This window comes from Sphaerimonospora thailandensis, assembly GCF_016863115.1.
GTDB lineage: Bacteria > Actinomycetota > Actinomycetes > Streptosporangiales > Streptosporangiaceae > Sphaerimonospora > Sphaerimonospora cavernae.
Genome location: NZ_BOOG01000042.1, coordinates 25,633 through 51,997, shown reverse-complemented (window position 1 = coordinate 51,997; position 26,365 = coordinate 25,633). Strand labels below are relative to the sequence as shown.

The following is a 26,365-nucleotide window of genomic DNA, read 5'->3' as shown; positions in this document are numbered from 1 at the left end:
TTGCACACCATTCGTGATCTCGCACTGTAAGATCACGAATGGTGTTCGCCCTGCTCAGCCACGCAGTGTGCGAGTTTCTTCAAGATCACGCGGGGGGCCTTGGCGGGGGTCAGGCTTGGAGGGTACGGCGCAGCCACGACAGGCGGGCGGCGAGGGCGGCCCGGGTCAGCTCGTGATCGGGGGCGAAGACGTCGAAGCCGTGGAAACCTCCGCTCCAGATGTGCAGCTCGGCCTGTCCGCCCGCCGCCCAGATCCGGGTCGCGTACGCCACGTCCTCGTCGCGGAACATCTCGGCGCTGCCCGCCTCGATGAACGCGGGCGGCAGCCCGGACAGGTCAGTCGCCCGCGCGGGCGCCGCATAGATCGACACGTCGGCCGCCGGGTCCCCGGCCTGCTCGCCGAGCAGTGCGCGCCACCCCAGCAGGTTCATCGCGCGCGGCCAGGTGCCGATGCCGTCGTACTGGTGACTTGAGACGGTCGTGTTGGTGTCGTCGAGCATCGGGCACAGCAGCAGTTGCCCGGCCAGGTGCGGCCCCTTGCGGTCGCGGGCCAGCAGGGCCACCCCGGCCGACAGACCGCCCCCCGCGCTGCCGCCCATGACGACGATGCGCCCGGGGTCGACGCCGAGCTCGGCGGCGTTCCGCGACATCCACGTCAGACCGGCGTAGCAGTCCTCCACCGGGGCCGGATCGGGGTTCTCGGGGGCGAGGCGGTACTCGACGTTGACGGCGACCACGCCGAGCTCCGCGACGAGGTCGGCGAGGCGCGCGGTGTCCATATAGCGGTGACCGCTGATCATGCCGCCGCCGTGGATGTTGTAGAGCCCCGGGACGGGAGCGCTCAGTCCGCGGGGACGCAGCACGGTGATCTCAAGATCGGGGGCGCCGTCCGGCCCGGGAATCGTGCGCTCCTCGGCGTCGATCTCCCGTGTGCCGATGACTTCGGCGACCGACGGCATGAACATGGCCCGGCCGGCCTCGCGCATCGCCGGGATGCTCTCCAGGGACGGCGCGGGCCCGGCCGTCCGGGGCATTCGCTCCAGCACCTCGTTCAGCGCCGGGTCGAAGGGGACCGCGTTGACGGGGGTCTCGTTGACGGGGGTCTCATTGATGGAGTCCGGGGTGGCTGTCATGGTTTTCCCTCATTGAACTGGTGGTCACGCGGTCCTGATCACCGCGTCGGCATTACTGTGGCTGGGCGAAGGCGAGCGCGCGGGCCGGGTTCTCGACCATGATCATGTGGATGGCCTCCTCGCTCACACCGAGTCGGCGCAGGGCGGGCAGGAAGTGATGCGGGATGTAGTCGTATCCCTTGCCGCCGTACCTCTTGAGCTGGATCTTCTGGCACACGTCGTGGCCCAGCACGATCTGGCGGGCGTAACCCCGTTCGACCAGTTCCGCGATGCCGCGGACGACCTTGTGATCGCTCATGAGGAAGAGGTGGCCCCACGGGCTGCCGGGTGAGGCCAGGAAGTCGAACTCCACGAAGACCCCGCGCGAGAGGAGACGATCGGCGAACGACGGGTCCATCAGGACGTCCGTGGCATGCCCGAAGACGACGTTCGACGGGGAGACGCCCTCCTCCTCGAGGATGTCGAGGACCCGGAACTTCTCCTCGCCGACGCCGCCGACATGGAAGGTGATCGGAGCGCCGGTGATCCTGCTCGCGCGGCCGCTCGCGCGTACGCTCTTGAGCTCGTTGTCGGTCAGCGGCGCCGACTCCGCGCCGACCTCCCCGATGACGCCCGAGCGAATGCCGGTTCCCTCGGCCCCGACCGCGATGTCCCGCACGATGACGTCGGCCAGCTCGTCGACGCCGCGCTCGTCCATGTCGGCCGGGTGGAAGGCCGCGGTGTACCAGCCTCCGCCCATGACGATGTTGAGCCCGCTCGCGAGGGAAAGCCGCAGGAGCGCCTCGGGATCTCTGCCCAGGCCGATGGGGGAGACCTCGACCATCGTGCGCCCTCCGGCGTGGGCGAAGGCGAGCACCTCCGACAGCATCTCGTCGAAGTCGCCCATCACGTCGTTGTCGGCGTTCGGGCTCCCGTGGCGTACCCGTGCGAGGTTGGCGAGCGTAAGCGGCTCGGCGGCGGCGGGGGAGTCCTCGCCCGGCCGGTGAAACCGCGGCGGTCGCCTCAGGTCGACGAAGACGTGCTCGTGCATGAGCGTCTCCCCGAGCGTCGAGGGGTCCACGGGGCCCGCGACGGTGAGAGCCCTGCCGGCGATGTTCGGAATCTCGAAGGGATAGCGGCTCACGAGTCTGCCTTCGGAGTCGGGTACGGCTTCCGGCCGGGGGTGGCGGTGGTGAGGAGCCGTTTCGGGTTCCGCACGGTGATGGTCTCGAGGAGGGCGTCGTCCGCGCCGAGCATCTTCAGGTACGGCACGAACTGCTGAAGGACGAAGCCATAGCCGCCGCCGCCGTAGGCGAGCAGCTGTGACTTGGCGGAGACGTCGTGCGACAGGAGGATCCGCTCGGCGTGGCCCCGGCGGGCGAGCTCGATTACGGCCGCGGCCACGTCCTGGTCGTCGGACACGCTGCGCACCGAGGGCAGCCGGCCGAGCCGGTCGAACTGTACGAACACGCCGCGATCGAGGAGCGGTTCGAGCTCGTCGGGACGCGGGGAGAGCGCGTCGCAGTGCCCGACGGCGACGCGGGTGAGGTCGGCGCCCTCCTCGGCCAGCAGATCGAGCGCCAGCCGCTGTGTGACGGGGTCCGCGCAGCGGTCAAGACAGATCGGGGCGCCCGTGGCCGCCGACGCCCGTGCCGCCGCGACGAGGATCGCGCGCTCGGCGGGCTCTCGCGGATCGAGCGGCGCGATCTCGCCGATGATGCCCGCGCGCACCCCGTCCACCCCCTCGGTGAGGTCCCGGACGATCTCTTCGGTGAGGCTGCCGACGTCGCGGCCGGCGAGTCCTCCGGCCCACGCCGGGTGGTACCACCCCGAGCCCATGACGACGTTGAGGCCGGTCGTCTCGGCGATCCGGCGCAGACCGGCCGGATCGCGGCCGAGCCCGATGGACGTGACGTCCACCAGCGTGCCGCCTCCGGCGTGTTTGAACGAGGCGGCCTCGTCCGCGGCGAGTTCCCCGTCACCGAGCAGCCGGTCGTCCCTGTTGGGAGCGCCCATGGCGACCTCGCCGAGCAGCTCCATCGTGAGCGGTGCGCGGTAGATGCGGAGACCGCTCGCGGACCGATCCCCGGGGGTTTCGCCGGGCGGCGTGAAGTCGCTGAGGAGATGCTCGTGCGGAAGCACCGCCCCGAGCAGGTCCGGTGCGATGTCACCCCTGACCGTGACGATCCGTTCGCGTAGGGCCCCCGCGACCGCCTCGGGGTCCGACGTCTGATCATTATAGCGCATAGGACATCATATAAGATTTGTCTGGTTCTCGTAGACGATCTGGCCGTCCATCATGGTCAGCCGCACCGGGACCTCGGGGAGCGCCGACGGCTCCGTCTCCAGTGGGTCGGCCTCCAGCACACACAGGTCCGCGACCTTGCCCGGCTCCAGCGACCCCTTCCACGCCTCGTCGCCGTCCTGCCAGGCCGGCGTGATCGTGTACGCCCGCAGGGCCTGCGTCACCGTCAGCCGCTGCGCCTCGCCGCGCACCCGGCCGTCCAGACCCCGCCGGGTCACCGCCGCCGCGACCCCGGCCCGCCAGTCCGGGGTGAGCACGGGCGCGTCCGAGCTCAGGCAGAGCGGGACCCCGGCGGCCAGCGCGTCGCGCAGCGGCCAGGCGTGGGGGAGTACGTCCTGGCCGAGGACGGCGGTCAGCATGTCCTGCGTCGCCACCGGGATCCCGGCCTGGGTGTTCAGGCCGATCCCGGCCGCGGCCATCGCCGCCAGGGTGCTCGGATGCAGCAGGTCGCCGTGGATGACGTAATGTCGTGCGGGGTGTTTACTGGTTATTTGTCCGTTTCTGTGGAGAGCTGTGGCCAGCGCGTCGGTGACCGTGCGCGTCGTCCGGCTGCCCGTCGCGTGCACACCGATCTGGTGGCCGGCGGCGTGCGCCGCGTCGACCATCGCGATGAGGTCGGCCTCGCGCCGCTCAGCCGTGTCGCCTTCGATGAGCAGGCCGCCGTACGTGCCGTCGCCATACGGCTCGTCGGTCCAGGCGGTGCCCATCGGCGGGATGCCGTCGGCGAAGATCTTCACGCCGGCGACGCGGAAGCGGCCGGGCACGTCGGCGGGCGGGATGAACGTACGCAGTCCCTCCAGCAGGCCCGCGAGCGAGCTCGGACCGTCGAGTTCGCCGAACAGCATGAGCGCGGTGACGCGCGAGGTGAGCAGGCCCTCGGCCGCGAGGTCGGCGTAGTCGCGGAGCGCGGCCGAGCCGAAGCACCCGCTCGGTCCGGCGTCCTCGCCGGGGCCGAGGCCCGGCTCGGTGTAGCTGGTGATCCCCAGCGAGGCCAGCAGCTCCGCGGTGCGCAGGATCGCCCGCCGCCGGTCGGCGCTCGTCTCCAGACGCGCCGGGGGCGGTCCGCCGTGGTGGTCCCCGTGGTGGTCCCCGAGGTGGTCGCCGCCTCCCGCCAACTGGTCCATGAGCAGGTTCGGCCACATCGTGCCGAGCCACACGCCGTGCAGGTGGGAGTCGTTGATGCCGGGTAGCACCGCTCCGCCGCGCAGCTGGACGACCCGGGTCCGCCGGTCGATCAGCGGCGTGACCTCTTCGGCCGTGCCGACGCGGGCGATGCGGCCCGCCCGGATCGCGATCGCCTCGGCGACGCTGCCGGCGGCGTCCATGGTGTGGACCCGCCCCCCGGTCAGCACGATGTCCGCCGGGGAGTGGCCGGCGTCTCCCGGGGCGGGGGTGTCGTCTCCCGGCGCGGGGGTGTCACGGTGCCTGCGGGAGTCGTCCCTGGTTTCGTTGCGCAACCTCAACCTCTTCACCTCTGGACATCCACGTTTGGACACGCATAACGTACATGGAATCAGATACGATTTGCGAGTGCCTGAAGGGCACGCCGGCAACCGGAGGTTACCGATGCCCCTGCATCCGGAGGCGCAGAAAATGATCGAACGCGACAGCGCCGACGACTTCTTGCGGGACGCGTGATGTCAGACCCGATCCTCAGCCTGACGGGGGTCCACATCAACCGGGGAGAGGTCGAGGTCGTCCACGACGTGTCACTCGACGTCACCCCCGGTGCGGTCACCGTCGTCCTCGGCGCCAACGGCGCGGGCAAGACCACGCTGATGGACGGCATCGCCGGTCTGGCGCCGGTGACCAAAGGCACGGTCAGCCTGGGTGGACAGGCCATCGAGCGGCTGCCGACCTACAAGCGTGCCCTGGCCGGCCTGGGCTACGTGGAGCAGGCCCGTACGACGTTCCGTACCCTCACCGTCGAGCAGAACCTGCTGGTCGCACAGGCGGGCAAGGGTGACCCCGCGACGGTCTTCCGGCTCTTCCCCGAGTTGGACAAGCGCCGCGGCCTCCAGGCCGGGCATCTGTCCGGCGGCGAGCAGCAGATGCTCGTCGTGGGCCGGGCGCTGGTCGCCGACCCCAAGGTCGTGCTCATCGACGAGATGTCCCTGGGCCTGGCGCCGGTGGTGGTGCAGCGCCTGATGCGGGCGGTCGTCGACCTCGTCGGGCTGGGAATCGCGGTGCTGCTCATCGAGCAGTTCGCGCACCTCGCGCTCGATGTGGGTGCGAACGCGTACGTCCTGCGGAAGGGACGCGTCGTGTTCGACGGCCCCTGCTCCCAGCTGCGCGGCGACAGCGCACTGCTGCACGAGGCCTATTTCGGCCAGGCACCGACGGAGAGCGAGACACGATGAGCGCGATCAACGTGCGTTCGACGGCGATCGGCCTCGGCCTCGCCGTGGCGGCCTGCGTCGCCGTCCCGGCGCTGCTGTCGTCCTATTGGATCTACCTTGCGATCACCGCCGTGGTCAGCGGCGTGATCATGCAGAGCTACGGCGTCATCGTCGGCCGGGCCGGTGTGATGTCGCTGTGCCAGTGGTCCTTCGCGGCCATCGGCGCGTGGGTCGTGATGCGGCTCAACCTGTCCGACGCGCCCGGCGGCTTCCTGCTGTGGCTGCTGCTCGGCGGTCTGGCGGCCGTCCCGGTCGGGGTGGCCATCGGCCTGCCCGCCCTGCGCATCCGCGGCGTCAACCTCGCCGTCATCACCTTCGGATTCGCCGTCTCGGCCGACCTGGTGCTCAACGTCAACCAGTTCCCCGGCACCTCCGAGCTGAAGACCGTGGTGCGGCCGTCGATGTTCGCCACCAACGGGCGGTACTTCATCCTCGCGGTCATCGTCTTCACCGTCCTGGCGATCGGCCTGGCCCTCCTCAACCGGACCCGGCTGGGCATGTCCTGGCTGGAGCTGCGCCACTCGGAGCGGGCCGCCGCCGCGCACGGCATCTCGGTGGCCCGCAGCAAGCTCGCCGCCTTCGCGATCAGCGCCTTCATCGCGGGCATCGGCGGCGGCCTGTTGGCCGGCCAGCTCGGGCTCGTGGTGTCGAGCAACTTCTCGATGGGCCAGTCGCTCGCGATGTTCGCGATGGCGATCCTGATCGGGCCGCACAACATCGAGGGCGCGATCATGGGCGGCGTGATGGGCGCCATCATGGCGACGATCATGGACAAGCTGAAGCTGCCCCAGGACCTCGGCGGCATGCTGTTCGGCGTGCTCGCGATCTTCGCCCTGCGCAGCGGAATCAGCCAGACCGACATGGTCCGCGCCCGCAAGCGCGAGCGGGCCGCCCGAGGGCTGCTCGACAAGGTGAAGGACGCGACCGGTCCCGCCGACCCCGCCCCGGCAGTCACTCAGGCGGTGACCCCGGCGGTGACCCCGGTGGCCGCGACCGGTGAGCCGTGCCTGGCCGTACGGGACCTGACGGTCCGCTTCGGCAGGGTCGTGGCCCTGGACTCGGTCGATCTGACCGTGCCCGCCGGCTCGGTGGTCGGGCTCATCGGTCCCAACGGCGCCGGCAAGTCGACCTTCATCGCCACGGTCACCGGCTTCGTCTCCGGTTACGAGGGCGCCGTCGAGCTGGACGGCCGCTCCATCGACAAGCTGACCCCCAGTGTCCGGGCGCGCCGCGGGCTGCGCCGCACCTTCCAGACCACCGTCATCGCCCCCGAGCTCACCCAGTACGAGTACCTGACGATCGGCGCGGGCCGGCGGCTGGCCAAGGCGGAGGCCGACGAACTGCTGGACTTCTTCGGCTGCCCGCCGGGCGAGGTCCCGGTCTCCATCGTCGATGTCGGCACCCGCCGCCTGCTGGACGTGGCCGCCGCCATCGCCGCCCGGCCCAAGGTCGCCCTGCTCGACGAGCCCGCCGCCGGTCAGTCGGCCGCCGAGTCGCTCCTGCTCGGCAGGAGACTCGCCCAGGTGCCCGAACGGTTCGGCGTGTCGATCCTCCTCGTGGAGCACGACATGGAACTGGTCCGGGCCGCGTGCTCGCAGGTGACCGTCCTCGACTTCGGCCACGTCATCGCGTCGGGCCCCACCGAGGCCGTCCTCGAAGACCCGGCGGTCATGGCCGCCTACCTCGGCACCGCCGAGGTGCCCGGCACAGAAACCGGCGCAGAAACCGGCGCCGAGCCCGTAGCCGAACCGACAGCCTGACTCCACGCCGGACCACCGTCCGGCCCCCTCCCTCCCCCCCAGTAAAGGAAACTCCCATGAAGCGCGCATACCGTTCCCTCCTGGCCACCGCGGCCGCCGGGGTTCTCGCCCTCGCCGCCACCGCCTGCTCCGACGACGGCGGCGACACCAGCGGCCCGATCAAGGTCGGTGCGATCAACGGCGTGACCGGTCTCTTCCAGACCCCCGAGGTCCCCCAGGCGGTCAAGGCGGTCTTCGACGAGGTCAACGCGGCCGGCGGCATCAACGGCCGCAAGATCGAGTTCATCAGCAAGGACGACGCGATGAACCCGCAGCGGGCCACCGAGGCCGCCATCGACCTCATCGAGTCGGAGAACGTCGTGGCGCTGGTCGGCTCCTCCAGCGCGGTCGACTGCGGCCTCAACCGCGCGACCTACACCAACAACAACATCGTCTCCATCCCCGCCGTCGGCGTCGACCCCGCCTGTTTCACCAGTCCGAACATCGCCCCGGTCAACCCGGGCCCGTTCAAGCTGATCACGGCGATGCTCTACTACGCATCCGAGACGCTGGGGCATGACAAGGTCTGCATGATGTTCGTCACGCTGCCCGGCGCCGGCGCCGGCATCGACAGCGCGATCAAGGAGTGGGAGGGCATCACCGGCAAGCAACTCGCGCTGAAGAACACCGCGGTCGGCCAGGGCGACCCCACGCAGTACCTGGTCCAGGCCAAGAGCGCCGGCTGCCAGGCCGTGCTCTACAACGGTGTGGTCGGCCCGTGGACCGCCCAGGCCAAGACCCAGGGCATGCAGGACGTCGACTTCATCGTCGCCGCCAACAGCTACACCGACGCCAACGCCGAGGTCGTCCCCGCCGACATCAAGGTCTACGCCGGCACCGAGTGGCAGCCCTACACCGACGAGACCCTGCCCGGCAACGACCGCTGGGCGAAGATCATCGACGCCAACAAGATCCAGAAGACGGCGTTCAGCCAGGGCGGCGTGATGGCCGCCGACATGTTCGTCGAGGTCCTCAAGACGATCAAGGGTGACATCACCCGCGAGTCGGTGACCAAGGCGTTCAAGGAGATGCAGCCCATCACCTACCCGATGGTCGGCACCCCCTACGTCTTCGGCCCCGGCGACGCCCACAACCCGATCGAGGGCAGCCGCTTCGTCAAGGCCGTCGGCGGCAAGTGGGAGGTCCTGCCCGAAGGCTTCATCGTTCCGGGCAAGAAGTGATCCCTGACGTCCGTACCGGAGGTGCTCGATGCTGAATTCCGTGGTCGCCGGCCTGACCAGCGGCGGAGTGTACGCGCTGCTCGGCCTGTGCGTCGTGCTGACCTACCGCCTCGTCGCCGTGGTCAACTTCACGATGGCGGCCTGCGGAGCGGTGGGCGCCTTCGTGATGGTGACGCTGATGGACGCCGGCCTGACCGGGTGGCTCGCGCTGCCGGTCGGGGCGGCGGCCGGCGCCGCGCTGTCCGCGCTGCTCGGCTCCGCGCTCGTCAGTTGGTTCAGCCAGCATGACGAGCGGACCAAGGCCGCCGTCACGGTCGCCGTCTACGTCGCGATCATCGCGATCGGGCTGCGACTGTTCGGCAGCAACACCACCGGCGCGCACCGCTTCCCTTCGCCGTTCGACGCGCCCGCCTTCACCGTCGGCAGCGTCGTGGTGCCCCAGGCGGTGCTGGTCTCGATGGGCTTCGCCGTACTGATCACGGTCGGGGTGAGCCTGCTGCTCAGCAAGACGCTCATCGGCCTGCGGCTGCAGGCGCTGTCGGAGCGGCCGACCACCGCCCAGGTCGTCGGCATCCCGGCGCCCCGGCTCGCCATCGGCGTCTGGGTGGCCATCGGCGCCATCTCCACCCTGGTGATCGTGCTGGTGGCGCCGCGCCTCGGCGGCGACTTCGCGACGCTCGGCAACCTCATCTCCACGGCCCTGGCCGTGGCCATGATCGGTGCGTTCCGCAGCCTGCCGCTGACCCTCGTCGGTGGCCTGCTCATGGGCTGCCTGGAAGGCGCGGCCGGGTCCGTGGCCGAGATCCAGAAGTACGCCGGAGTCGTCCCCTTCCTCGTGATGCTGGTGCTGCTGTGGTGGCGCAGCCGCGGCGAGGTGTGGGACACCGCCCACAGCAGATAGCAGAATCGGGAGAAACGAGTACATGTCACTGCCTTCCGTCACCCGGGCCGCGGTCCTGCGCGTCCACGGGGAGCCGCTGACCCTGGAGGAGTTGCCGCTGCCGAGCGAGTGCGAGCCCGGCGCCGCACTCGTCAAGATCGGCTGCGCGACGCTGTGCGCCACCGACGTCCATCTGTGGCGCGGCGGCATGTCATGGCCGGGCATGCTGCCGATGGTGCTCGGCCACGAGATGATGGGCACCGTCGAGGCTGTCGGCCCCGACACCGTCGACGCCCTCGGCCGCCCGGTCAAGGTGGGCGACCGCATCGGCTGGTCGGAGTCGGTCTGCGGGCGCTGCTACGGCTGCACGGTGCTGCGCGCGCCGGTCGCCTGCGCCAACCGCGGGTACGGATTCCTCCAGCGCTCGGACCGCTGGCCGTACGCCACGGCCGGCCTGGCCGAGCACGCCTACGTCACGCCCGGCGCGTTGAAGGTCGTGCTGCCCGACGACGTCAAGGACACCTGGGCGGCCAGCGCGGGCTGCGCCGTCAAGACCGTGCTGCACGCCTTCGACCGGGCCGGCGGCATCCGCCCCGGCTCGACCGTGGCGATCCAGGGCGCCGGAGCACTCGGACTCGTGGCCACGGCGGTGGCGAGCCTGGGCGGCGCCGGCACCGTCGTCACGATCGGCGCGCCCGACGCCCGGCTCGAGCTGGCCCGCCGGTTCGGCGCCGACATCGCGATCGGGCTGGACGGCGACGCGGCGAGCCGCGTCGCCCAGGTGATGGACGCCACCGGCGGCCGCGGCGCCGATCTCGTGCTCGACTTCGCCGGCGCACCCGGCGTCGGCGGCGAGGCCGTGGACATGGCCGCTTTCGGCGGCCGGTTCGTCGTCTGCGGCAGCACCGGCCCGCGCCCCGACCCGGTCGCCCTGGGCACGATCATGGGCAAGGAGCTGACCGTGCTCGGGTCGCTCAACGGCGACGTCGGCGACTACTACCGGGCCGTGGAGTTCCTCCGCACCTTCCAGGGGCGCTTCGACTGGGACGAGATGTTCGGCGAGCCTGTCGGGCTGGGTGGGGCGAGCGCGGCGATCGAGTCGATGTCCCGGCTCGAGCAGGTCAAGGCCGTCGTCCACCCGTGGCTGCCCTGAGTACCACATCGATTGCGGATTGAGGAGTCAGATGACCGCGGATAACAAGATCGTCCCCCGGCGTCGGATCGGCACCCACGGGCCTGAGGCCTCCGTGCTGTCCCTGGGGTCCTGGCACACCTATGACCGGATGGACTTCGCCGACGCCGTGGCGATGGTGCGCCACGCCGTCGACCTGGGCGTGAACCTGTTCGACGTCGGCGTGTACGGCTTTCCCGGGCACCCGCCGGTCTTCACCGACGTGCTGTTCTCGGCGATCATCCGTGCCGCCGGCGTCGGCAGGGACGAGTACCTGCTGTCGGAGAAGCTCTGGCTGGAGGGCTACCCCGAGATGTCGCTGCGCGAGCAGATGGAGCGCGCGCTGTTCCGCGTCGGGACCGACCGGGCCGACGTCGCCGTCCTCGGCGACATCCGGCGCGACGATCTGGACCTGGAGCGGCTCGCCGGCGACCTCGCCGAGCTGGAGGCCGACGGACTCATCGGCTGCTGGGGCGTGAACAACTGGTCGGCCACCGCCATCACGACGATCCGGCGGCACGCGCTGGCCGCGGGTTCGCCCGGCCCGCAGCTGGCCCAGCTGAAATACAGCCCGTGCCGGCGGTCGATCCCGGACGGCGCGCCCTTCGCCGAGGTGTTCGCCCAGGGGGTCTCGCTGGAGGCCTCCGACATCATGGAGGGCGGCATCCTCGCCGGCAAGATCAAGCCGTCCCGGGAGGTCGGCCGCGACCCCGGCGGCGTGCGCGAGCGCATCGTCGAGGCCGCCGCCGGGATCGCCAAGGTCGCCGCAGACCTGGACGCCACCCCGGCCCAGGTGTGCGTCGCCTTCACGCTGACGCACCCGGCCACCTGCACCGTGTTGTTCGGCGCCAGCCGCATGGAGCAGCTGGTCGACAACGTCGGCGCGCTGGCGCTGCTGGAGCGGGTCGGCGCCGAGCACCTCAGGTCGCTGCTGGAGCCGTTCTGGGTGGACAAGGACGTGATCGACCCCGAAGGGCCGTGACCGCCCGGTGAGCGAATGCTCACCGGCCATGCGGCGAAGCAGACGGGCCTCCGTGACGAACGTGACGAACGGAGGCCCGAGGGGTGGGGACCTCGAGGGCGGGGACCTCGAGGGCGGGGGACTCGAGGAACGGGGGACAGGGTGAAGCCGGGCGATGACCTGAGCGGCGGCGACAGCGGGACGAGGTGCGCCGAGCAACCACGAGAGGTTGCGCGTCCGGTGCTGACCGGGGCACGGCGCCTGCGCCTGCTGGCCACACTCGGCGCCCTGTCCGCGTTCGGCCCGCTGTCGCTGGACCTCTACCTCCCGGTGCTGCCGCAGCTCGGGCGAGACCTCGCCGCCGGTGACGCGCTCGCCCAGCTCACCATGTCGATGTGCCTGGTCGGGCTGGCGCTCGGCCAGCTCGTGGCGGGCCCGCTGAGCGACCGGGTCGGCCGCCGAAAGCCGCTGCTCATCGGGGTGGCGGCCTACGCGGCGACCTCGCTGCTGTGCGCGTTCGCGCCCGGCATCTGGTCGCTGATCGGTGTTCGGCTGGTCCAGGGGCTCGCCGGCGCGGCCGGGCTGGTGATCGCCCGGGCGATCGTCCGCGACCTGTTCGACGGCGCCGCCGCGGCCCGGGTGTACTCGATGCTCATGATCGTCAGTGGCCTGGCCCCGATCGCGGCGCCGCTCGCCGGGGCCCAGCTGTCCCGGTTCATGGACTGGCGCGGGCTGTTCGTCGTGCTTGCCGGCATCGGCGTCCTGCTGGTCCTGGCGGCGCTGGGCGTGCCGGAGACCCTCGATCCCGCCGAGCGCCACTCCGGAGGCGTACGCGCGACGGGGCGTCAGTTCGCGGTGCTCGCCCGCGACCGGAGCTTCACCGGCTACTGCCTGATGCTCTCGCTGGCCGCGTGCACCCTGTTCACCTACATCGGACTCAGCTCGTTCGTGCTGCAGCACGAGTACCAGGTCGGCCCGCAGGCCTTCTCCGTGATCTTCGCGGTGAACTCTGTGGGGATCGTCCTGGCCGGCAACCTCAACGGTCTGCTCGTGGGCCGGTACGGGCCCCGCCCGATGCTGGTGACAGGCCTGGTCGTCTGCGTGGCCGGGAGCGTGATCGCCCTCGGCGGCGTGGCGGCCGGCTGGGGGCTGCCCGTGCTGCTGTCCGGGCTGTTCCTCATGGTCTCCAGCGGTGGACTGGTCGCGCCCAACGCCAGCGCGCTGGCGCTGATCCCGCACGGAGAGCGGGCGGGCACCGCCTCGGCCTTCCTCGGCGTGCTGCAGTTCCTCGCCGGCGCGGTGGTGCCCCCGCTGGTCTCCATGGGCGGGGCCACCGCGTTGTCGATGACACTCACGATCACGGCCGCCGCGCTGGTCGCGCTGGTCGCCATGCGAGTGGTGCGGTGACCGGTCCACTCGCTCCGGAGAACGGGTCCCCTCACAGAGCTTCAGCTCGCGCAGTCGTTCCTCGAGCGTGTGCGGTCGCGCTTCGTCCAGCGTGCCCGTCGCTTCCTCGCGATAGCGGACGATAGACGATTCCCTCCGATATCCAGCGATTTCGATCATTTCGCCGGTGTCGTCGCCCGGTCTACCGTACCGTCCGTACGGACACGGGGATGTCCGTACGGACGGGCAGGGGATGAAGTGACGGGGGCCGGCATGGCTTTTCAGGAGCGGAGGCCGACCGCGGCAGTGCTCGCGGCGATGGCCATCACGGTGGGGTTCACGGCGAGTGGTTGTGATTCCGGCGGCCGGGCGGCCCCGTCCCCTTCGGCGCCGCCCAGCTGGGCGCAGGCCGATCCCGCGAATCCTGGCTGGGCACAGGCCGTTCCCAGCCGTCGGTCCTGGCGGCTGACGCACATGTTCGACTACGGCGATTTTGATGCGATGGAAGGGGCGATCCTGTTCGGCCCGGCGGACGGGTGGGCGTTCGGGGAGACCAACTCGCTCGACGAGGGCGAGGTCTTCCCGATCGCGCTGCGGTGGAACGGGCGGTCCTGGCGGCAGGTGAACGTCCTGCCGCGCCTCCAAGGCGTGATCAGCAGCATGAGCGCGTCCGCCCCCGATGACATCTGGGTCACCGTGCATGGAGATGTCGACACCTACGTGCTGCGCTACGACGGGCACCGGTGGTCCCAGGTGCGGGCACCGGCGGCTGAGATCTTCGCCGTCCGCACACTCGGCCGCCGGGGGGTGTGGCTGATGGGGAATGACGTCGGGAAACCCACCAACGCATGGCTCTCAGAGACCGCCGCGCGCTCCGGCGGGGGTCCCTGGCGGAAGACGCGGTTGCCAGTCGGTTACCTCAGGTGGGTCGCCCCGGTGTCCGGGCCGGGGATGTGGGCCTACGGCGGGAACAGGGTCGCCCGCCTCGACGGCGCGAAATGGCGCGAGGTGTCGACCGACGGCGCGCTGCCTCCCGACGACGAGACGCGGACGTACACGATCACGAGCATGCTCGCCCTCGCGGATGACGACGTCTGGCTGTTCGGGGAGCGGGGCGAGACCAACGAGCCCTACCCCCTCGCGGCGCACTGGAACGGTCGTCGCTGGGAGCGGGTCGCGGTGCCGGCCGGGCGGCGGTTCGGCCAGGCCTGCGTGGATTCCCGCGGCCGGATCCACGTGATCGCCTCACCCATGCTCTTCGACTCACCGGAGTCCGCCGTCGTGCTCTCCCGTTACCCGGATGGCCGCTGGGAGGTCTCCACGATCCCCGTGCCGCAGGGGACGGCCGCCCGGCTGCGCGGCCTGGCGGTGGTTCCCGGGACGGACGAGGTGATGGTGTTCGGCGAGGTGGAAATCGCCGGCGAGAGGAACAACGGCAACGGCTACACGTCCAGCTCCGTGATCTACATCTCCGCCGGAGGCGACGGCGCGGCCGGCCCGCCTCGGTGACCGGTTTCGGCGAATGCCCGCCTCCGCCCCTGACCTCCGCCGCTGACCTCCGCCGCTGATCGGCGGCCTGGTCAGCCGCCGTCCGCGCTCGGATGCCACTGGCCGCGCGACCTGAGCACCTCGCGCAGGCCGGTGATGTTGTCGGTCATCACCCCGTCGACGCCCAGGTCCAGCAGGCGTCCCATGATGACCGGGTCGTTCACCGTCCACACGTGCACCTGCATGCCGATGGCGTGAGCCGTACGCACCAGGGGCCGGGTGATGAACCGCAGGCCGAACAGCCCGAGGGGGACCTGCGCGCACGGCACGCCCGCCCGGGCGAGCCGGGAGAGCAGCCGGCCGTACCCGCTGCCGACCGAGGCGGCGCGCAGCGCGACGATCCCCCGCGGCCCGAGCGACGAGCACACCTCCCGGCCGATCGCGCCACGCGCCTGGGCGAGCCGCAGGTCGGAGAAGGACGTCAGGCAGACACGATCATAGGCGCGTGTACGGCGGATGGCCCGAGCCAGCGGCACGATCGCCGGACTCTCCTTGACGTCGATGTTGAACCTGACGTGCGACCAGGTCCCCAGGAGATCCTCGATCAGCGGGATCTCCTCCCGGCCGTCGATCCGCGCCCGGCGCACGTCCCGGTAGGGCAGCGCGGAGATCCGGCCCCTGCGATCGGTGACCCGGTCGAGGGTGTGGTCGTGGAAGGCCAGCAGCACCCCGTCGGCCGTCGCGTGCGCGTCGGTCTCCAGATAGGTGTAGCCGAGCTCCACGGCCCTGGCGAAGGCCGACATCGTGTTCTCGCGGCCGTCGTCGGCTCCGCCGCGGTGCGCGAACGCGAGCGGCCCCGGATGGTTGAGGAAGTCGAACTTCCGCATTACGAGGTCTCCGCCGAGGTCTCCGGCGACACACGCCTCTGGGCCCACTCCTGGCGCCGGGCCTCGGCCATCACGATCCCCGCCGCGATGGACACGTTGACCGACCCGACCCGGCCCACCTGCGGGATGTAGACCACCGCGTCGGCCGCCTCCAGTGCGGCGGGGGAGCAGCCGTGGTCCTCCCCGCCCAGCAGCAGGCACACGTCGCCGCCCAGCACGGCCTCGGGCAGCGGTACGGCGTCACCGGTCAACTCCACGGCGACGACCCGGAAGCCCTGCTCCTTGGCGGCGCCGATCGCCTCCTGGACCGGGACCGCCTCGTGCCAGTCGACCAGCCGGTCGGTGCCGAGGGCGGTCTTCTGCGCCTTGGGGTTGGTGGGCGGGGTGGCGTTGCCCGCCAGCCAGATCGTCTCCACACCGAGGGCCGCGGCCGTACGGAAGATCGACCCGATGTTGAACGGTCCGGTCACCGACTCCAGGATCAGCGTGAGCCGGCTGCGGGTGTCGCGCCGCCAGGCCCGGTTGAGCCGCTTCACGTCGGTCGGCCGAAGCTGCCTGCGCCCGGTGCCCGCCTTGCCTGTGCCCGATTTGCCGGTGGTCGGTTTGGCCGTCATCGCGCATCCACCGGCCGGGCGCCCGCCCGCAGCACGCGGTAGGCGGAGCGGGAGGCCAGCCGCACGACGGGCCAGCCCTGGTCGGTCAGCCACCGCTGCAGCGAGTCGGAGCCCAGATGCTTCTGTACGACCAGGAAGGCGGCGCCGTCGGGGGTGAGCCGGTCCAGCCACCGGGTGAGCATCTCCCGCAGGGCCTGCTTGCCGATCCGGATCGCCGGGTTGGACCAGATGACCCGGAACCGGACGTCGTCGGGAACCTCGTCCACGTGCATCGACCTTACTTTGTCAAGGCCGGCGCTTCGCGCATTGCGCTCACACAGATCGACCGATCGGCGGTTCACGTCAACCGCCCACACGGTCGCCCGCGGCGCGCGCGAAGCCATGGTGAGCGCGATCGGGCCGTAGCCGCAGCCCAGATCGAGCAGGTCGCCCTCCTCGGGCGGCGGCGGCACGGTCTCCAGCAGCACCCGGGTGCCGGGATCGACCCGGTCCGGGGAGAACACCCCGCTGTCGGTCTCCAGCCGAAGATGCAGGTCCGGCAGGACCAGCGTGACCACGCCGGGCCGGCGGGCCGCCTCCGGACTCTCCTCGAAGTAATGCGCCACGGGGCAAACGTACCAACGCTACGGAATGCGAGAGCCCAACAGCATGGCCGCCCCGGCCAGCAGCAGCCCGGCCGCGGCCGCCCCCAGGATGAACCGCTGAGTGATCTCCTGATGCACCAGCCGGTAGCCCAGCGATGTCCCGATCTGCGCGTACACCTCCCGCAACTGGCTGCTGGACTCCGCCGTGTAGGCCCGGCCGCCCGTCCCCTCGGCCAGCGACTTCAGCGTGGCCTTGTTCACCGGCACCAGCACCGGCCGGTTCTCGATGTTCACGGTCCCCTCCGGCGTGCCGTACGCGATCGTGGAGACCGGCACCTTCGCCCCCACCGCCGCCTCCACCGCGTCGCCGACCGATCTGCCCGAGGTGTTGTCCCCGTCGGACAGCAGCACGATCGCCGACGGCGGCGGATCGGTCACCGCCCGCTGGTCGAACGACCTGATCGAGTCGAGCGAGTTGAACACCGCCTCGCCGATCGCGGTGCCCGGCCGGGTGGTCAGGTTGGAGATCGCCGCCGTGACCGCCGCGTGGTCGGTGGTGGGGGAGACGACCACCGCGGCCGACCGGGCGAAGGTCACCACGCCCACGTTGAACCGTTCGGGCAGGTCGGAGACGAACTGCTGGGCGGCCTGCTTGGCCGCGACCAGCCGGCTCGGCGGGACGTCGTCGGCGTCCATCGACAGCGAGATGTCCACCGCGATGATGATCGTGGCACGGTCGCGGGGCACCCGCACCTCGCCGGTCGGCCGCGCCGCACCGACGATCAGCAGACTCATCATCACCAGGAACAGCGCGGCCGGGACATGCCGCCGCCACGCCGGCCGTTCGGGGGCGACCAGCGACAGCAGGGCGAGGTTGGTGAACCGCACCGTGTAGCGGCGGCGCCGGAACTGCACCGCCACATACCCCGCCACGAGCGCGGCGAGCAGCGCGAACAGCCACAGCCAGCCGGGCGACAGGAACTTCACCGCACCACCCCCCGCCTCGCGGACAGCCCCCGCGAGGCACGCGACTGCCCCAGCACGAACCGCGCGATGTCGGCCACCCAGTCGCGGTCGGTGCGCAGGACCAGATGCCCGGCCCCGGCGCGGCGCAGCGCGACCCGGGTGGCCGCACGCTGCGCGGCCGCCGCGGCCGCGTACCGCTCCCGCAGCCGCCGCGACAGGTGGACGTCGCGGGAGTGCCCGGTCTCCGGATCGGTGAACGTGACCAGCCCGACGTCGGGCAGGTCGAGCTCCCGCGGGTCGATCACCTCCACGGCGAGCACCTGCTGGCGGGCGGCCAGCCGGCGCAGCGGCCGCTCCCACCCCGGGGCCTCGGGGGAGGAACCGCTCAGGAAGTCAGAAACGATCACCCGCAGGCCCCGCTTGCGGTGCGCCGCCGACATCACCTCGATCGCCTGCCCCAGATCCGCCGCCCCCACCGCCTCGGGGGCGGCCAGCAGCGTGTGCAGCAGCCCGTACAGCGCGGACCGGCCGGGCCGCGCCGGATAGCGATGGACGTCGTGGCCGTGCAGGACATAGGCGCCGAACCGGTCGCCGACGCGACCGGCCAGGAACCCGATCGCGCCCACGGCCGACACCACCAGGTCACGCTTGGTCATGTCGGCCGTCCCGAAGTCCATGCTCGCCGACAGATCCGCCAGAGCCCAGGTCTCCAGCTCCCGGTCGGCGATCAGATCCCGCACGTGCGGCACGGTGGTGCGCGCCGTCACCGCCCAGTCCATCCGGCGCACGTCGTCCTCGCCGGGAACGTAGACCCGGGTGTCGCCCGGCTCACTGCCGGGCCCCGGGATCAGCCCCTGGTGGCGGCCCTGCAGCAGCCCGTCGAGGCGGCGCAGCACGGTGAGCTCCAGCCGCCGCAGCGCCCGCTCCGGACTCACCCCGCCACTCATCGGCTCACCGCCGCTCCCGGTTCCACACGACGAGGGGAGGCGGCACGACCTGCAGAATCCGGCGCACCACCTCCGCGGGATCGATCTCGTCGGCCAGCGCGTCGAAGGTCAGCATCAGCCGATGGGCCATCACGTCGACGGCCACGTCGCGCACGTCGTCGGGCAGCAGGTAGTCACGCCCCCGCAGCAGCGCCAGCGCCCGGCCCGCGGCGATCAACCCCAGCGTCGCCCGCGGGCTCACGCCGATCTCGATCGTCTCCGCCAGCTCCGCCAGGCCGTACTCCGCGGGCATCCGCGTGGCCATGACCAGCCGTACGACATAGTCGGCGACGAGCTGGTGCACCGAGACCTCCTCGGCCATGTCCTGCAGCCGCAGCAGCCGCCCGGGGTCGAGCACCGGCTCGGGCACCGGCGGCCGGACGCTCATCCGGTGCAGGATCTCCAGCTCTTCGTGGGCACTGGGATGGGCCACCCTGACCCGGAACAGAAACCGGTCGCGCTGCACCTCCGGCAGCGGGTAGACGCCCTCGGACTCGATCGGGTTCTGCGTGGCCAGCACGACGAACGGCCTGGGCAGCGGATGCGTGCGCCCCGCGAGCGTCACCTGCCGCTCGGCCATCACCTCCAGCAGCGCCGACTGCACCTTCGCCGGAGCCCGGTTGATCTCGTCGGCCAGCAGGAAGTTGACGAACACCGGCCCGAGCTCGACGTCGAACCGCTCGGTGCCCGGATGGTAGACACGCGTGCCGACGATGTCGCTCGGCACCAGGTCCGGGGTGAACTGGACCCGGGCGAACGTGCCCCCCACCACCGTGGCCAGCGTCGAGGCCGCCAGCGTCTTGGCGACCCCCGGAACGCCCTCCAGCAGGCAGTGACCCCGGGCCAGCAGCGCCGCCAGCAGCCGCTCGACCATGTGATCCTGCCCGACGATCACCCGTCTGACCTGGACCAGCGCGTTGTGAAGCGACTCCAGATCGGTTCTGCGCAGCGACTCCAGATCGGCCCCCGCGGCATCGTCCCGTCCACCCGAGGCCCTGCCGGGCTCGGGACGCTCACTGGCAACGGTCATGAAGGTTATTCAATCGTGACTGGGTGCGAGGTTCCATCCTCTCCCATCTGCCCACACCGCCGGACGACCACACCCGCTGTGTTTTGATGAGGTGGTGAGCAGGCCGCTGCAGCACCACGACCCGCCCCGCCTGGGGCCGTTCGTGCTGCAGGCCCGCCTGGGCAGGGCGCCGGCCGGGCTGGTCTACCTCGGACAGGGACCGGACGGCCGGGCGGTGTCGGTGGCGGTCCTCACGACCGGCGCCGCGCTCGACGCCGCGGCCAGGGACCGGTTCGTCACCGTCATCAGGGCCGCGGCCCGCCGGCGCGGCGGCGGTGACCTGCCGCCGGTCGTGGCCATGCACGACGGTCAGGCCCCCTGGGTGGCCGTGCCGTACGTCCCGGGCGGCCCCGGCGCCGAACGGTTCCTCGACCGGATCCTGGTCTCGGGCATGCTGACCGGCCGGTGGAGCGGGCCCGACTTCGCGCCGTACTGGCTGGGCGACGAAGCCCCGGCGCTGCCCGCCCCTCTGGGGCCTCCGCCGCCGCCGATCGCCACCCGCAGGTCCGTGGTGCTGGCGTCGGCACTGCTGGCCGCGCTCACGCTCACGCTGGCGGCCGTGGTGTGGCAGTTGCTGTTCCGCGGCGGCCACGACCCGCAGCCGCGGCCGCCGCTGCCGGCGACCAACTTCGTGCCCACGCCGCCGCCCCAGCCCACCGAGCCGGAACCGCAGGCACCGCGGGAGTCGACCACGCCCCGGCCCGGGCAGCCGTCGCCCGCCACCTCCCCCAGGCCCGGCGGCCCCGACGACGAGGGTGAACCCATCTGAGGGGGCAGGGTCACCCTTGAGGGGCCGGGGTCGCCGGGCTCGGCCGCTCGGTCACGCGGGGCGGAGGAGGGCGACCAGGAAGCTCGAGTCGTCCCTGAACGGACGCAGGTCCCACGCGGACAGCAGCAGGTCGGGTTCGAGCGCGCCGGCCGCGGCGTCCGCCAGGAACTCGCCGAACTCGTAGCCGCGGCCGACGCCGAAGCCGATCGCGGCCCGGCCGTCCGGCGCGAGGTGCGCACGGAACCGTTTCAGCACCTCACGACGGGTGCTCGGCGCGAGGAACGTCATCACGTTCCCGGCGCAGACGATGGCGTCGAACGGCGCGGTGACGCCCTGCGCGGGCAGGTCGAGTTCGGCCAGGTCGCCGACCATCCATCGCGGCCCGGGGTGGTCGTGCCCGGCGGCCTCGATCAGCGCCGGGTCGACGTCGACCCCGACGACGTCGTGGCCGGCCTCGGCCAACACGCCGCCGACCCGGCCGGATCCGCAGCCGGCGTCGAGGATGCGGGCTCGGCGCGGCACCATGGCGTCCACGAGGCGGGCTTCCCCGGCGAGGTCGTCACCGGCACGAGCCATGGAACGGAAGCGCTCGATGAACCAGGCGGAGTGACCGGGGTCGGCGGCGACCTTCTGCATCCAGATGCTCTGTTCAACCATGCCTGCATTCTCCCGGAGCGGAGGAACCGTACGTGCCCCGGCCAGGCTTCGGTGACCAGCCGCGGACGTCGATGAACCGCCTGGTCCCACTCGTGAGAGTCATCAGGAAGAACGGTGGGGGAAGTCCGGGCGGGCCTATAGCATCGTCTCCGCCGCGTCCCCACGGACGACCCGGGCGTCCCGAGACTTCCGCGACCATCGACTCCGCGCCGGGACGCCTTCATGGAAAGAGGGACATGGCATGAGTGACGTGGGACTGTTCTACGTCGGTGCGGTGCTGATCATCAACGGTCTCGGGCTCCTCGGGAAGATCACGCCCAAGGGAACCGCCCCGCTCAACTTCTTCGTCGGCACGCTGCAGGTGGTGACGCCGACCTTCCTCATCATGACCTCCGCCGGCGACAGGGCGATCATCGCCGGCGCCGCGGGGATCTACCTGTTCGGCTTCACCTACCTGTGGTCGGGCATCAACGCCGTGACCGGCTGGCCGGGGGAGGGGCTCGGCTGGTTCTCCCTGTTCGTCGCGTTCACCGCCGTGGGCTACGCCGCCTACCTGTGGCAGACCGGCGAGCGGGTGTTCGTGGTCATCTGGCTCACATGGGCGCTGCTGTGGCTCCTGTTCTTCCTCGTGCTCGGGCTCGGCCGCACCGGGCTCACCCGCTTCACCGGCTGGGTCGCGATCACCGAGGGGGTGCTCACGGCCGCGCTGCCGGCAGCCTTGGCGATCACCGGTCTCTGGCGCGACTCGGCGGAGGCGGCGCTGGCCGCCGCGGTGCTCGCGGTCGTCGCACTCGTCGTGCTGTGGCTGGTGGCGGCACGCACTCCCGTACGGCCGGCGCGGGAGGAGGCCGCACGCGCGGTGGCCGGATAGGCTCTGGGGCAAGCCGACGTAAAGGAGGGCGCGCCGCGTGGAGGCGGGCCAGATCGTGGTGCTGCTTCTTGCGGCGCTGTCGGCGGGCTGGGTGGACGCCGTCGTCGGCGGGGGAGGTCTGCTCCAGCTTCCCGCGCTGCTGCTGGCCGGGCTGTCGCCGGTGCAGGCGCTCGCCACCAACAAGTCCGCCGCCATCTTCGGCACGGCCTCCGCCGCCGTCACCTACGCCCGGAGGACGAAGCTCGACCGGGCGGTCGCCGTACCGGCCGGGGCGCTGGCGGTGGCCTTCGCCGGCCTGGGCGCGGCCTCGGCCGCCCTGCTCGACAGGGCGGTGCTGAACCCGCTGATCATGGTCGTGCTGCTGGGCGTCGCCGCGTTCGTCACGCTGCGCCCCGACTTCGGACGCCTGCCGCATCCGCACCTGCGCACCCGCCGGCGGGTGCTCACCGCGATCGTCGCCGCCGGCGTGCTGATCGCCTACTACGACGGCATCCTCGGGCCCGGCACCGGGACGTTCCTGCTCATCGCGTTCACCTCGATCCTGGGCGCCGACTTCGTCCACGCCTCGGCCACCGCGAAGATCATAAACACCGGGACCAATCTCGGCGCGTTGATCGTCTTCGGACTGCAGGGCCACGTCATGTGGGCCCTGGGCCTCGGCATGGCCGCCTGCAACATCGCCGGCGCCCAGATCGGCGCCCGGATGGCACTCAACCGCGGCTCAGGTTTCGTGCGGATCGTCCTGTTGTGCGTCGTCACCGCCCTGATCGCGAAACTCGCCTACGACCAGTTCGCCGTCCCGTAGCCGGGCCGCCGACCGTTTCATCAGACCGGGCCGGGTTGGGGGACGGGCTCCGGCTCGGGGCCGGGCAGAGGCTCGGCGGGGATGAGACGGACGTCGCGCAGCGCCAGCGGAAGCAGGCTGATCAGAACCTGCGCCAGACCGGCCGCCCACAGGGTCGGCGCGAGACCGAAGCGCGCCGCGGCGGGGGCGACGAGCGCGAGACCGATCGGCTGGCACGCCATGGCACCGAACCACTCATAGGCGCTCACGCGGGACAGGGACTCCGCGGGCACGTGCCGCTGCAGCGTCGTCTCCCACAGGGTGTTGAACACCATCAGCCCGATCCCGCCGCAGAAAGCTCCCGCGGCGGCGACAGCGAGCGGCATCCCGGTGGCCAGCGCCAGGGTGGGGAAGGCGAACAATGTGACCACGACGAGTCCGCTGCGCAGGGGGAACCGGGCGCGGACGTACAGCGAGACCGTCCCGCCGATCAGGCTGCCGAGGCCGAAGGCGGTGAGAAGGACCGCCCACGCGTGGTTCCCGCCGAGGGAGGACCTGCTCACCATCGGCCCGAGCACGATGAAGGCCGCGTAGAGCATGTTGATGAGCGACGCCGCGATGATGACGGCCCATACCCACCGTCGGCTGCGGAACGCCCGCCACCCGTCGAGGAGGTCACGCAGGAAGGGGCGTGCCCGCATGCGGCGGTCGCCCGGCGGCAGCCTCACCAGGGAGAGGAAGACGGCGCTGAGCAGGAACGTGGCCGAGTCGATCGCGACGGCCCAGCCGGGATTGCTCAGCGACACCAGCAGGCCCGCCAGCACGGGTCCGCCGACCATGGAGGCCGACTGGGCGATGCCGCGCAGCGCGTTGGCCGCCTGACGGTTGCCGGGATGTGTGGTCGCCTGCACGAGCCCGCTGATCGCGGGAGTGAACAGCGCCGAGGCGGTGCCGTGCACCACCTGCAGACAGATGAGCTGCCAGACCTGGGCCCGGCCGGTGAGCAGCAGGAAGGCCGTCGCCGCCTGGACGACGGCGCGGACGAGGTCGCTGCTGAGCATTACGGTCTGCCGGGGAAAGCGATCTCCGATGACGCCTCCCGCCAGCATGAAGACGACCTCGGGCACCGCTGCCGCCGCAAGCACCCAACCGAGATCCGCCGCCGATCCGGTCAGGCCGAGGACGGCGAGGGCGAGGGCCGGGCCGACCATGCGGTCGCCGAGGAGCGACGCGCACTGGGCCAGGAAGAACCAGCGGAAACCGCCATCCTTGAGCACGTTGAGCTTGTTCAAGGGGGCCCCTCGTCTGGCAGGTGGTGCACGTTCCACCGGCCTTCGGCGGTGTCCACGCCGGGCAGTCGCACGATCAGCGGGCAGATGTGGGCGGGGAGCAGCGTAACGACCGTGCCGGGCTCCGCGGTCGCGGGGATCGGCGTCCCGTCAGCGAGCGTCGCCACCTCCTCCGGGGACGCCCAGGGCTGCGCGGCACCCCGCAGCAGCTCGTCGGCGTCGGTACGGCCCCCGCCCAGCAGCGTGGCGCCGACGCTCAGGGCCACGTCGTCGAAGCCGCACATGCCGGCGGCCGCCATGCCGGCGTCCAACAGGGGGTAGGCTCCGCCGCAGATCTCGGTCACCCCGTCGACTTCGAGGGCTCCGTCCGCCGTGGGGGTCCCGCCCACCGCCACCACGGGGCAGGAGATCCGATGCGCGCGCAGATGCTCGGCACGGTCGACCAGCAGCCGGGCGAGGCCGCGTCCGATGTCGTGCCGCTTTCGCACCTCCGCGGGAGTCATCAGCGCGCGATAGCCGGTGACGCCGTCGAGCCGCAACTCCGGTCGTTCCTCCACCGCTCCCGCCAGCGCCAGTACCTCGTCACGGGTCATCGACCGGTCGCCGGTACGTTCGCCGACTTCTATCCGGACCCCGATCACGGTGCCCGCCTCGCGTGCCGCCGCCGCCAGCGCGGCCACGCCGTCCGCCCGATCGACGTGTACCGACAGGTCACAGTCGCGGCCCAGCTCGGCGAGGAGGGGCCACCGCCACTCCTCGAGCCAGGGCCAGGTCATGACGACGTCCCTCAGGCCCGCCGCGAGGTGGCGCCGGGCCTCCCGCACGTAGGTGACCGCGATCCCGGCGGCGCCGGCCGCGGCCTGACGCCGGGTCACCTCCACCATGCGGTGCGCCTTCACATGCGCCCGGACCCCGACCCCCGCGGCAGCGGCTTTCGCATGGAATCGGCGGATGTTCGCGTCAAGCCGGGAGACGTCCAACAGCGCGGTCGCCGTCATGTGGTTCCCAGCCCGTCCCACGCGTCCATCGCGAAGGAGAAGCCGGCCGGGCCGCCCGCCAGCATCTCACGCTGGCGCCGCGACTCTGTTTCGTCCGGGACGCCCACCCCGGTCAGCCCCAGGAAGATCTCTTCTTCCCAGGTGAGGCCCAGGACCTCTTCGATCGCCTCGTCGCGGGTGGCGGCGGTGAAGAACGCGCCGAGCCCCAGCGCGGTGGCGACGAGGTACGCGGTCTGACTGAGATGCCCCAGGTCCATGAAGAGCGTTCGGTACGTCCGGCCTGTTCGATATTTCCAGGCCGACCGGCGGAGCACGGCCGTGTAGAGCAGCAGAACCCCCGCGGTGTCCGCGTAGAGTTGACCGCCGCACCAGTGGACGAGCTCGCCGGAGTCAGGTCTGCCCGGTCTGACGGTCTCCAGACAGTGGTCCTGGGCCCGGTAGTGGTAAACGCCCGGCGGCACGCCGGAGACGCTGAGCACGACGGGGTAGACCTCGATGGCGTGCCGGGCTCCTCCCGAGGGGCTGGTCTTCAGCACGACCGATCCGACCCCCGGCACGTCTATCCGGTGGAACGGACCGGCCACCCAGCGCAGCAGGCCGCTCAGCTGCTCGGCGCTCACGGGATCGGCCGCGCTGAACCGGCGGGTGGTCCGGCGCGCCCGCAGGACGTGCCCGAAGTCGGCCCCGAAGTCGGCGCCGTCGGGCGACCCGCCCTCCGGCAGGCGGACCACCTGCCCGCCATGGGTCTTGAACGGGGAGGGCGAGGGCCGGGCCGTGGCCCGGCGGCGGATCTCGGCGGTGTCCTCGGCCGCGGTCAGGAACGCGTCATCGCGGCGGGTGCGGGTGGCGAGATGGTAATACGTCGCCGCTGAGCCCCAGGTGGACCACGGGCTTTCCCTTTCCTCGAGGAGATGCTCAGGGGATCCCTCGGCGACGAGGACATGCGCGGCGAGCAGTCGCTGTGCCAGCTCCGAGAGTTCGCCGTCCAGCTCGCGCAGATCGGTCCAGTGGGAAAGCGGCCGCAGCAGGGATTCCGCGGCCGCGCTCAGCGCGAACTGGCGATGTCTCAGCGGATCGTCGCATACCATTTGGCCATTTCGCCAGTGGAAGAAGACGAGGCGGGACACACGGACGCGCGTCATCGTGGAGAAACGCCCTCCCGCACACGATTTCCACATCGCGTGGAAGGGTTCCCCGACATTCCCTAGAA

General features: G+C 71.5%; 25 protein-coding genes. 11 read left to right on the top strand and 14 right to left on the bottom strand.

The annotated features are described in order from the left end of the window. Positions 1-109: 109 nt before the first annotated feature. Genes Mth01_RS21090 through Mth01_RS21075 form a run of 4 tightly spaced genes read right to left on the bottom strand, consistent with a single transcriptional unit; the run spans position 110 to position 4,879 of the window. Positions 110-1,132, bottom strand: coding sequence for an alpha/beta hydrolase (locus Mth01_RS21090; protein WP_239089868.1), 1,023 nt, complete (start codon positions 1,130-1,132; stop codon positions 110-112). Between the two features lie 52 nt (positions 1,133-1,184). After that, positions 1,185-2,255 carry a phosphotriesterase family protein gene (locus Mth01_RS21085; protein ID WP_204017637.1) on the bottom strand — a complete coding sequence of 357 codons (1,071 nt, stop codon included), beginning with the start codon at positions 2,253-2,255 and terminating at the stop codon, positions 1,185-1,187. Continuing rightward, positions 2,252-3,358, bottom strand: coding sequence for a phosphotriesterase family protein (locus tag Mth01_RS21080; RefSeq protein WP_204017636.1), 1,107 nt, complete (start codon positions 3,356-3,358; stop codon positions 2,252-2,254). The genes Mth01_RS21085 and Mth01_RS21080 overlap by 4 nt, the downstream gene beginning before the upstream one ends. Before the next feature lie 6 nt (positions 3,359-3,364). After that, positions 3,365-4,879, bottom strand: coding sequence for an amidohydrolase (locus tag Mth01_RS21075; protein WP_239089867.1), 1,515 nt, complete (start codon positions 4,877-4,879; stop codon positions 3,365-3,367). 174 nt (positions 4,880-5,053) lie between these two features. Here Mth01_RS21075 and Mth01_RS21070 point away from each other — a divergent pair, with 174 nt between their 5' ends. The 8 genes from Mth01_RS21070 (at position 5,054) to Mth01_RS21035 (ending at position 14,702) form a co-directional block, all read left to right on the top strand. After that, entirely contained in the window at positions 5,054-5,776 is a 723-nt protein-coding gene (locus Mth01_RS21070; RefSeq protein ID WP_204017635.1) for an ABC transporter ATP-binding protein, read from the top strand. Beyond that, positions 5,773-7,575 (top strand): branched-chain amino acid ABC transporter ATP-binding protein/permease, encoded by a 1,803-nt coding sequence (locus Mth01_RS21065; RefSeq protein WP_204017634.1) that lies wholly within the window; start codon positions 5,773-5,775, stop codon positions 7,573-7,575. Before Mth01_RS21070 ends, Mth01_RS21065 begins: the two co-directional genes overlap by 4 nt. 56 nt (positions 7,576-7,631) lie before the next feature. Beyond that, positions 7,632-8,795 carry an ABC transporter substrate-binding protein gene (locus Mth01_RS21060; RefSeq protein ID WP_204017633.1) on the top strand — a complete coding sequence of 388 codons (1,164 nt, stop codon included), beginning with the start codon at positions 7,632-7,634 and terminating at the stop codon, positions 8,793-8,795. A 28-nt stretch (positions 8,796-8,823) separates the two neighbouring features. Then, the gene (locus tag Mth01_RS21055) at positions 8,824-9,696 is read left to right on the top strand and encodes a branched-chain amino acid ABC transporter permease (protein ID WP_204017632.1); all 873 of its coding nucleotides are present in this window, start codon (positions 8,824-8,826) and stop codon (positions 9,694-9,696) included. Positions 9,697-9,718: 22 nt separating this feature from the next. Then, positions 9,719-10,828: a zinc-binding dehydrogenase gene (locus Mth01_RS21050; RefSeq protein WP_204017631.1), complete on the top strand. Its 1,110-nt coding sequence runs from the start codon at positions 9,719-9,721 to the stop codon at positions 10,826-10,828. Positions 10,829-10,859: 31 nt separating this feature from the next. After that, entirely contained in the window at positions 10,860-11,828 is a 969-nt protein-coding gene (locus tag Mth01_RS21045) for an aldo/keto reductase (RefSeq protein ID WP_204017630.1), read from the top strand. Between the two features lie 141 nt (positions 11,829-11,969). After that, entirely contained in the window at positions 11,970-13,214 is a 1,245-nt protein-coding gene (locus tag Mth01_RS21040) for a multidrug effflux MFS transporter (protein ID WP_204017629.1), read from the top strand. A gap of 252 nt (positions 13,215-13,466) precedes the next feature. Continuing rightward, positions 13,467-14,702: a hypothetical protein gene (locus tag Mth01_RS21035; protein ID WP_204017628.1), complete on the top strand. Its 1,236-nt coding sequence runs from the start codon at positions 13,467-13,469 to the stop codon at positions 14,700-14,702. Between the two features lie 71 nt (positions 14,703-14,773). On the opposite strand, the gene Mth01_RS21030 is transcribed toward Mth01_RS21035, so the two are convergent. From Mth01_RS21030 to Mth01_RS21005, 6 genes are read right to left on the bottom strand one after another with little or no spacing between them, the layout of a single operon-like run. Then, on the bottom strand, positions 14,774-15,568 hold the full coding sequence (locus tag Mth01_RS21030) for a glycerophosphodiester phosphodiesterase (protein ID WP_204017627.1): 795 nt from the start codon (positions 15,566-15,568) through the stop codon (positions 14,774-14,776). Beyond that, on the bottom strand, positions 15,568-16,182 hold the full coding sequence (locus Mth01_RS21025; RefSeq protein WP_204017626.1) for a TrmH family RNA methyltransferase: 615 nt from the start codon (positions 16,180-16,182) through the stop codon (positions 15,568-15,570). The genes Mth01_RS21030 and Mth01_RS21025 overlap by 1 nt, the downstream gene beginning before the upstream one ends. Further along, positions 16,179-16,787, bottom strand: a complete 609-nt coding sequence (locus Mth01_RS21020; RefSeq protein WP_204017625.1) for a class I SAM-dependent methyltransferase — start codon at positions 16,785-16,787, stop codon at positions 16,179-16,181. Before Mth01_RS21020 ends, Mth01_RS21025 begins: the two co-directional genes overlap by 4 nt. Before the next feature lie 18 nt (positions 16,788-16,805). Next, positions 16,806-17,753, bottom strand: coding sequence for a VWA domain-containing protein (locus Mth01_RS21015; RefSeq protein WP_204017624.1), 948 nt, complete (start codon positions 17,751-17,753; stop codon positions 16,806-16,808). Beyond that, positions 17,750-18,679: a DUF58 domain-containing protein gene (locus Mth01_RS21010; RefSeq protein WP_204017623.1), complete on the bottom strand. Its 930-nt coding sequence runs from the start codon at positions 18,677-18,679 to the stop codon at positions 17,750-17,752. The genes Mth01_RS21015 and Mth01_RS21010 overlap by 4 nt, the downstream gene beginning before the upstream one ends. Positions 18,680-18,683: 4 nt before the next feature. Next, entirely contained in the window at positions 18,684-19,748 is a 1,065-nt protein-coding gene (locus tag Mth01_RS21005; RefSeq protein ID WP_204017622.1) for an AAA family ATPase, read from the bottom strand. 94 nt (positions 19,749-19,842) lie between these two features. Here Mth01_RS21005 and Mth01_RS21000 point away from each other — a divergent pair, with 94 nt between their 5' ends. After that, the gene (locus tag Mth01_RS21000; RefSeq protein ID WP_239089866.1) at positions 19,843-20,556 is read left to right on the top strand and encodes a hypothetical protein; all 714 of its coding nucleotides are present in this window, start codon (positions 19,843-19,845) and stop codon (positions 20,554-20,556) included. Between the two features lie 51 nt (positions 20,557-20,607). Here Mth01_RS21000 and Mth01_RS20995 read toward each other — a convergent pair whose 3' ends face one another. After that, entirely contained in the window at positions 20,608-21,213 is a 606-nt protein-coding gene (locus Mth01_RS20995) for a class I SAM-dependent methyltransferase (RefSeq protein ID WP_204017620.1), read from the bottom strand. Positions 21,214-21,454: 241 nt separating this feature from the next. On the opposite strand from Mth01_RS20995, the gene Mth01_RS20990 reads away from it, so the two are divergent. Then, complete coding sequence (locus Mth01_RS20990; protein WP_204017619.1) at positions 21,455-22,084, top strand: AmiS/UreI family transporter; 630 nt, start codon at positions 21,455-21,457, stop codon at positions 22,082-22,084. Positions 22,085-22,121: 37 nt separating this feature from the next. Then, positions 22,122-22,889, top strand: coding sequence for a sulfite exporter TauE/SafE family protein (locus tag Mth01_RS20985; RefSeq protein WP_204017618.1), 768 nt, complete (start codon positions 22,122-22,124; stop codon positions 22,887-22,889). A 20-nt stretch (positions 22,890-22,909) separates the two neighbouring features. On the opposite strand, the gene Mth01_RS20980 is transcribed toward Mth01_RS20985, so the two are convergent. From Mth01_RS20980 to Mth01_RS20970, 3 genes are read right to left on the bottom strand one after another with little or no spacing between them, the layout of a single operon-like run. Further along, positions 22,910-24,160: an MFS transporter gene (locus Mth01_RS20980; protein ID WP_204017617.1), complete on the bottom strand. Its 1,251-nt coding sequence runs from the start codon at positions 24,158-24,160 to the stop codon at positions 22,910-22,912. Continuing rightward, complete coding sequence (locus Mth01_RS20975; protein WP_204017616.1) at positions 24,157-25,155, bottom strand: alanine racemase; 999 nt, start codon at positions 25,153-25,155, stop codon at positions 24,157-24,159. The genes Mth01_RS20980 and Mth01_RS20975 overlap by 4 nt, the downstream gene beginning before the upstream one ends. Next, positions 25,152-26,297: a SagB/ThcOx family dehydrogenase gene (locus Mth01_RS20970; RefSeq protein ID WP_204017615.1), complete on the bottom strand. Its 1,146-nt coding sequence runs from the start codon at positions 26,295-26,297 to the stop codon at positions 25,152-25,154. The genes Mth01_RS20975 and Mth01_RS20970 overlap by 4 nt, the downstream gene beginning before the upstream one ends. Positions 26,298-26,365 lie beyond the last annotated feature (68 nt).

Bases quoted from the DNA above. Each gene is read 5' to 3' on its own strand.
- Mth01_RS21025 (WP_204017626.1), bottom strand. From the start codon at position 16,182: ATGACGGCCAAACCGACCACCGGCAAATCGGGCACAGGCAAGGCGGGC.
- Mth01_RS21035 (WP_204017628.1), top strand. From the start codon at position 13,467: ATGGCTTTTCAGGAGCGGAGGCCGACCGCGGCAGTGCTCGCGGCGATG.
- Mth01_RS21090 (WP_239089868.1), bottom strand. From the start codon at position 1,132: ATGACAGCCACCCCGGACTCCATCAATGAGACCCCCGTCAACGAGACC.
- Mth01_RS21030 (WP_204017627.1), bottom strand. From the start codon at position 15,568: ATGCGGAAGTTCGACTTCCTCAACCATCCGGGGCCGCTCGCGTTCGCG.
- Mth01_RS21045 (WP_204017630.1), top strand. From the start codon at position 10,860: ATGACCGCGGATAACAAGATCGTCCCCCGGCGTCGGATCGGCACCCAC.
- Mth01_RS21010 (WP_204017623.1), bottom strand. From the start codon at position 18,679: ATGAGTGGCGGGGTGAGTCCGGAGCGGGCGCTGCGGCGGCTGGAGCTC.
- Mth01_RS21005 (WP_204017622.1), bottom strand. From the start codon at position 19,748: ATGACCGTTGCCAGTGAGCGTCCCGAGCCCGGCAGGGCCTCGGGTGGA.
- Mth01_RS20970 (WP_204017615.1), bottom strand. From the start codon at position 26,297: ATGACGCGCGTCCGTGTGTCCCGCCTCGTCTTCTTCCACTGGCGAAAT.
- Mth01_RS21080 (WP_204017636.1), bottom strand. From the start codon at position 3,358: ATGCGCTATAATGATCAGACGTCGGACCCCGAGGCGGTCGCGGGGGCC.
- Mth01_RS21050 (WP_204017631.1), top strand. From the start codon at position 9,719: ATGTCACTGCCTTCCGTCACCCGGGCCGCGGTCCTGCGCGTCCACGGG.
- Mth01_RS21065 (WP_204017634.1), top strand. From the start codon at position 5,773: ATGAGCGCGATCAACGTGCGTTCGACGGCGATCGGCCTCGGCCTCGCC.
- Mth01_RS21055 (WP_204017632.1), top strand. From the start codon at position 8,824: ATGCTGAATTCCGTGGTCGCCGGCCTGACCAGCGGCGGAGTGTACGCG.
- Mth01_RS21070 (WP_204017635.1), top strand. From the start codon at position 5,054: ATGTCAGACCCGATCCTCAGCCTGACGGGGGTCCACATCAACCGGGGA.
- Mth01_RS20990 (WP_204017619.1), top strand. From the start codon at position 21,455: ATGAGTGACGTGGGACTGTTCTACGTCGGTGCGGTGCTGATCATCAAC.
- Mth01_RS21060 (WP_204017633.1), top strand. From the start codon at position 7,632: ATGAAGCGCGCATACCGTTCCCTCCTGGCCACCGCGGCCGCCGGGGTT.
- Mth01_RS20975 (WP_204017616.1), bottom strand. From the start codon at position 25,155: ATGACGGCGACCGCGCTGTTGGACGTCTCCCGGCTTGACGCGAACATC.
- Mth01_RS20995 (WP_204017620.1), bottom strand. From the start codon at position 21,213: ATGGTTGAACAGAGCATCTGGATGCAGAAGGTCGCCGCCGACCCCGGT.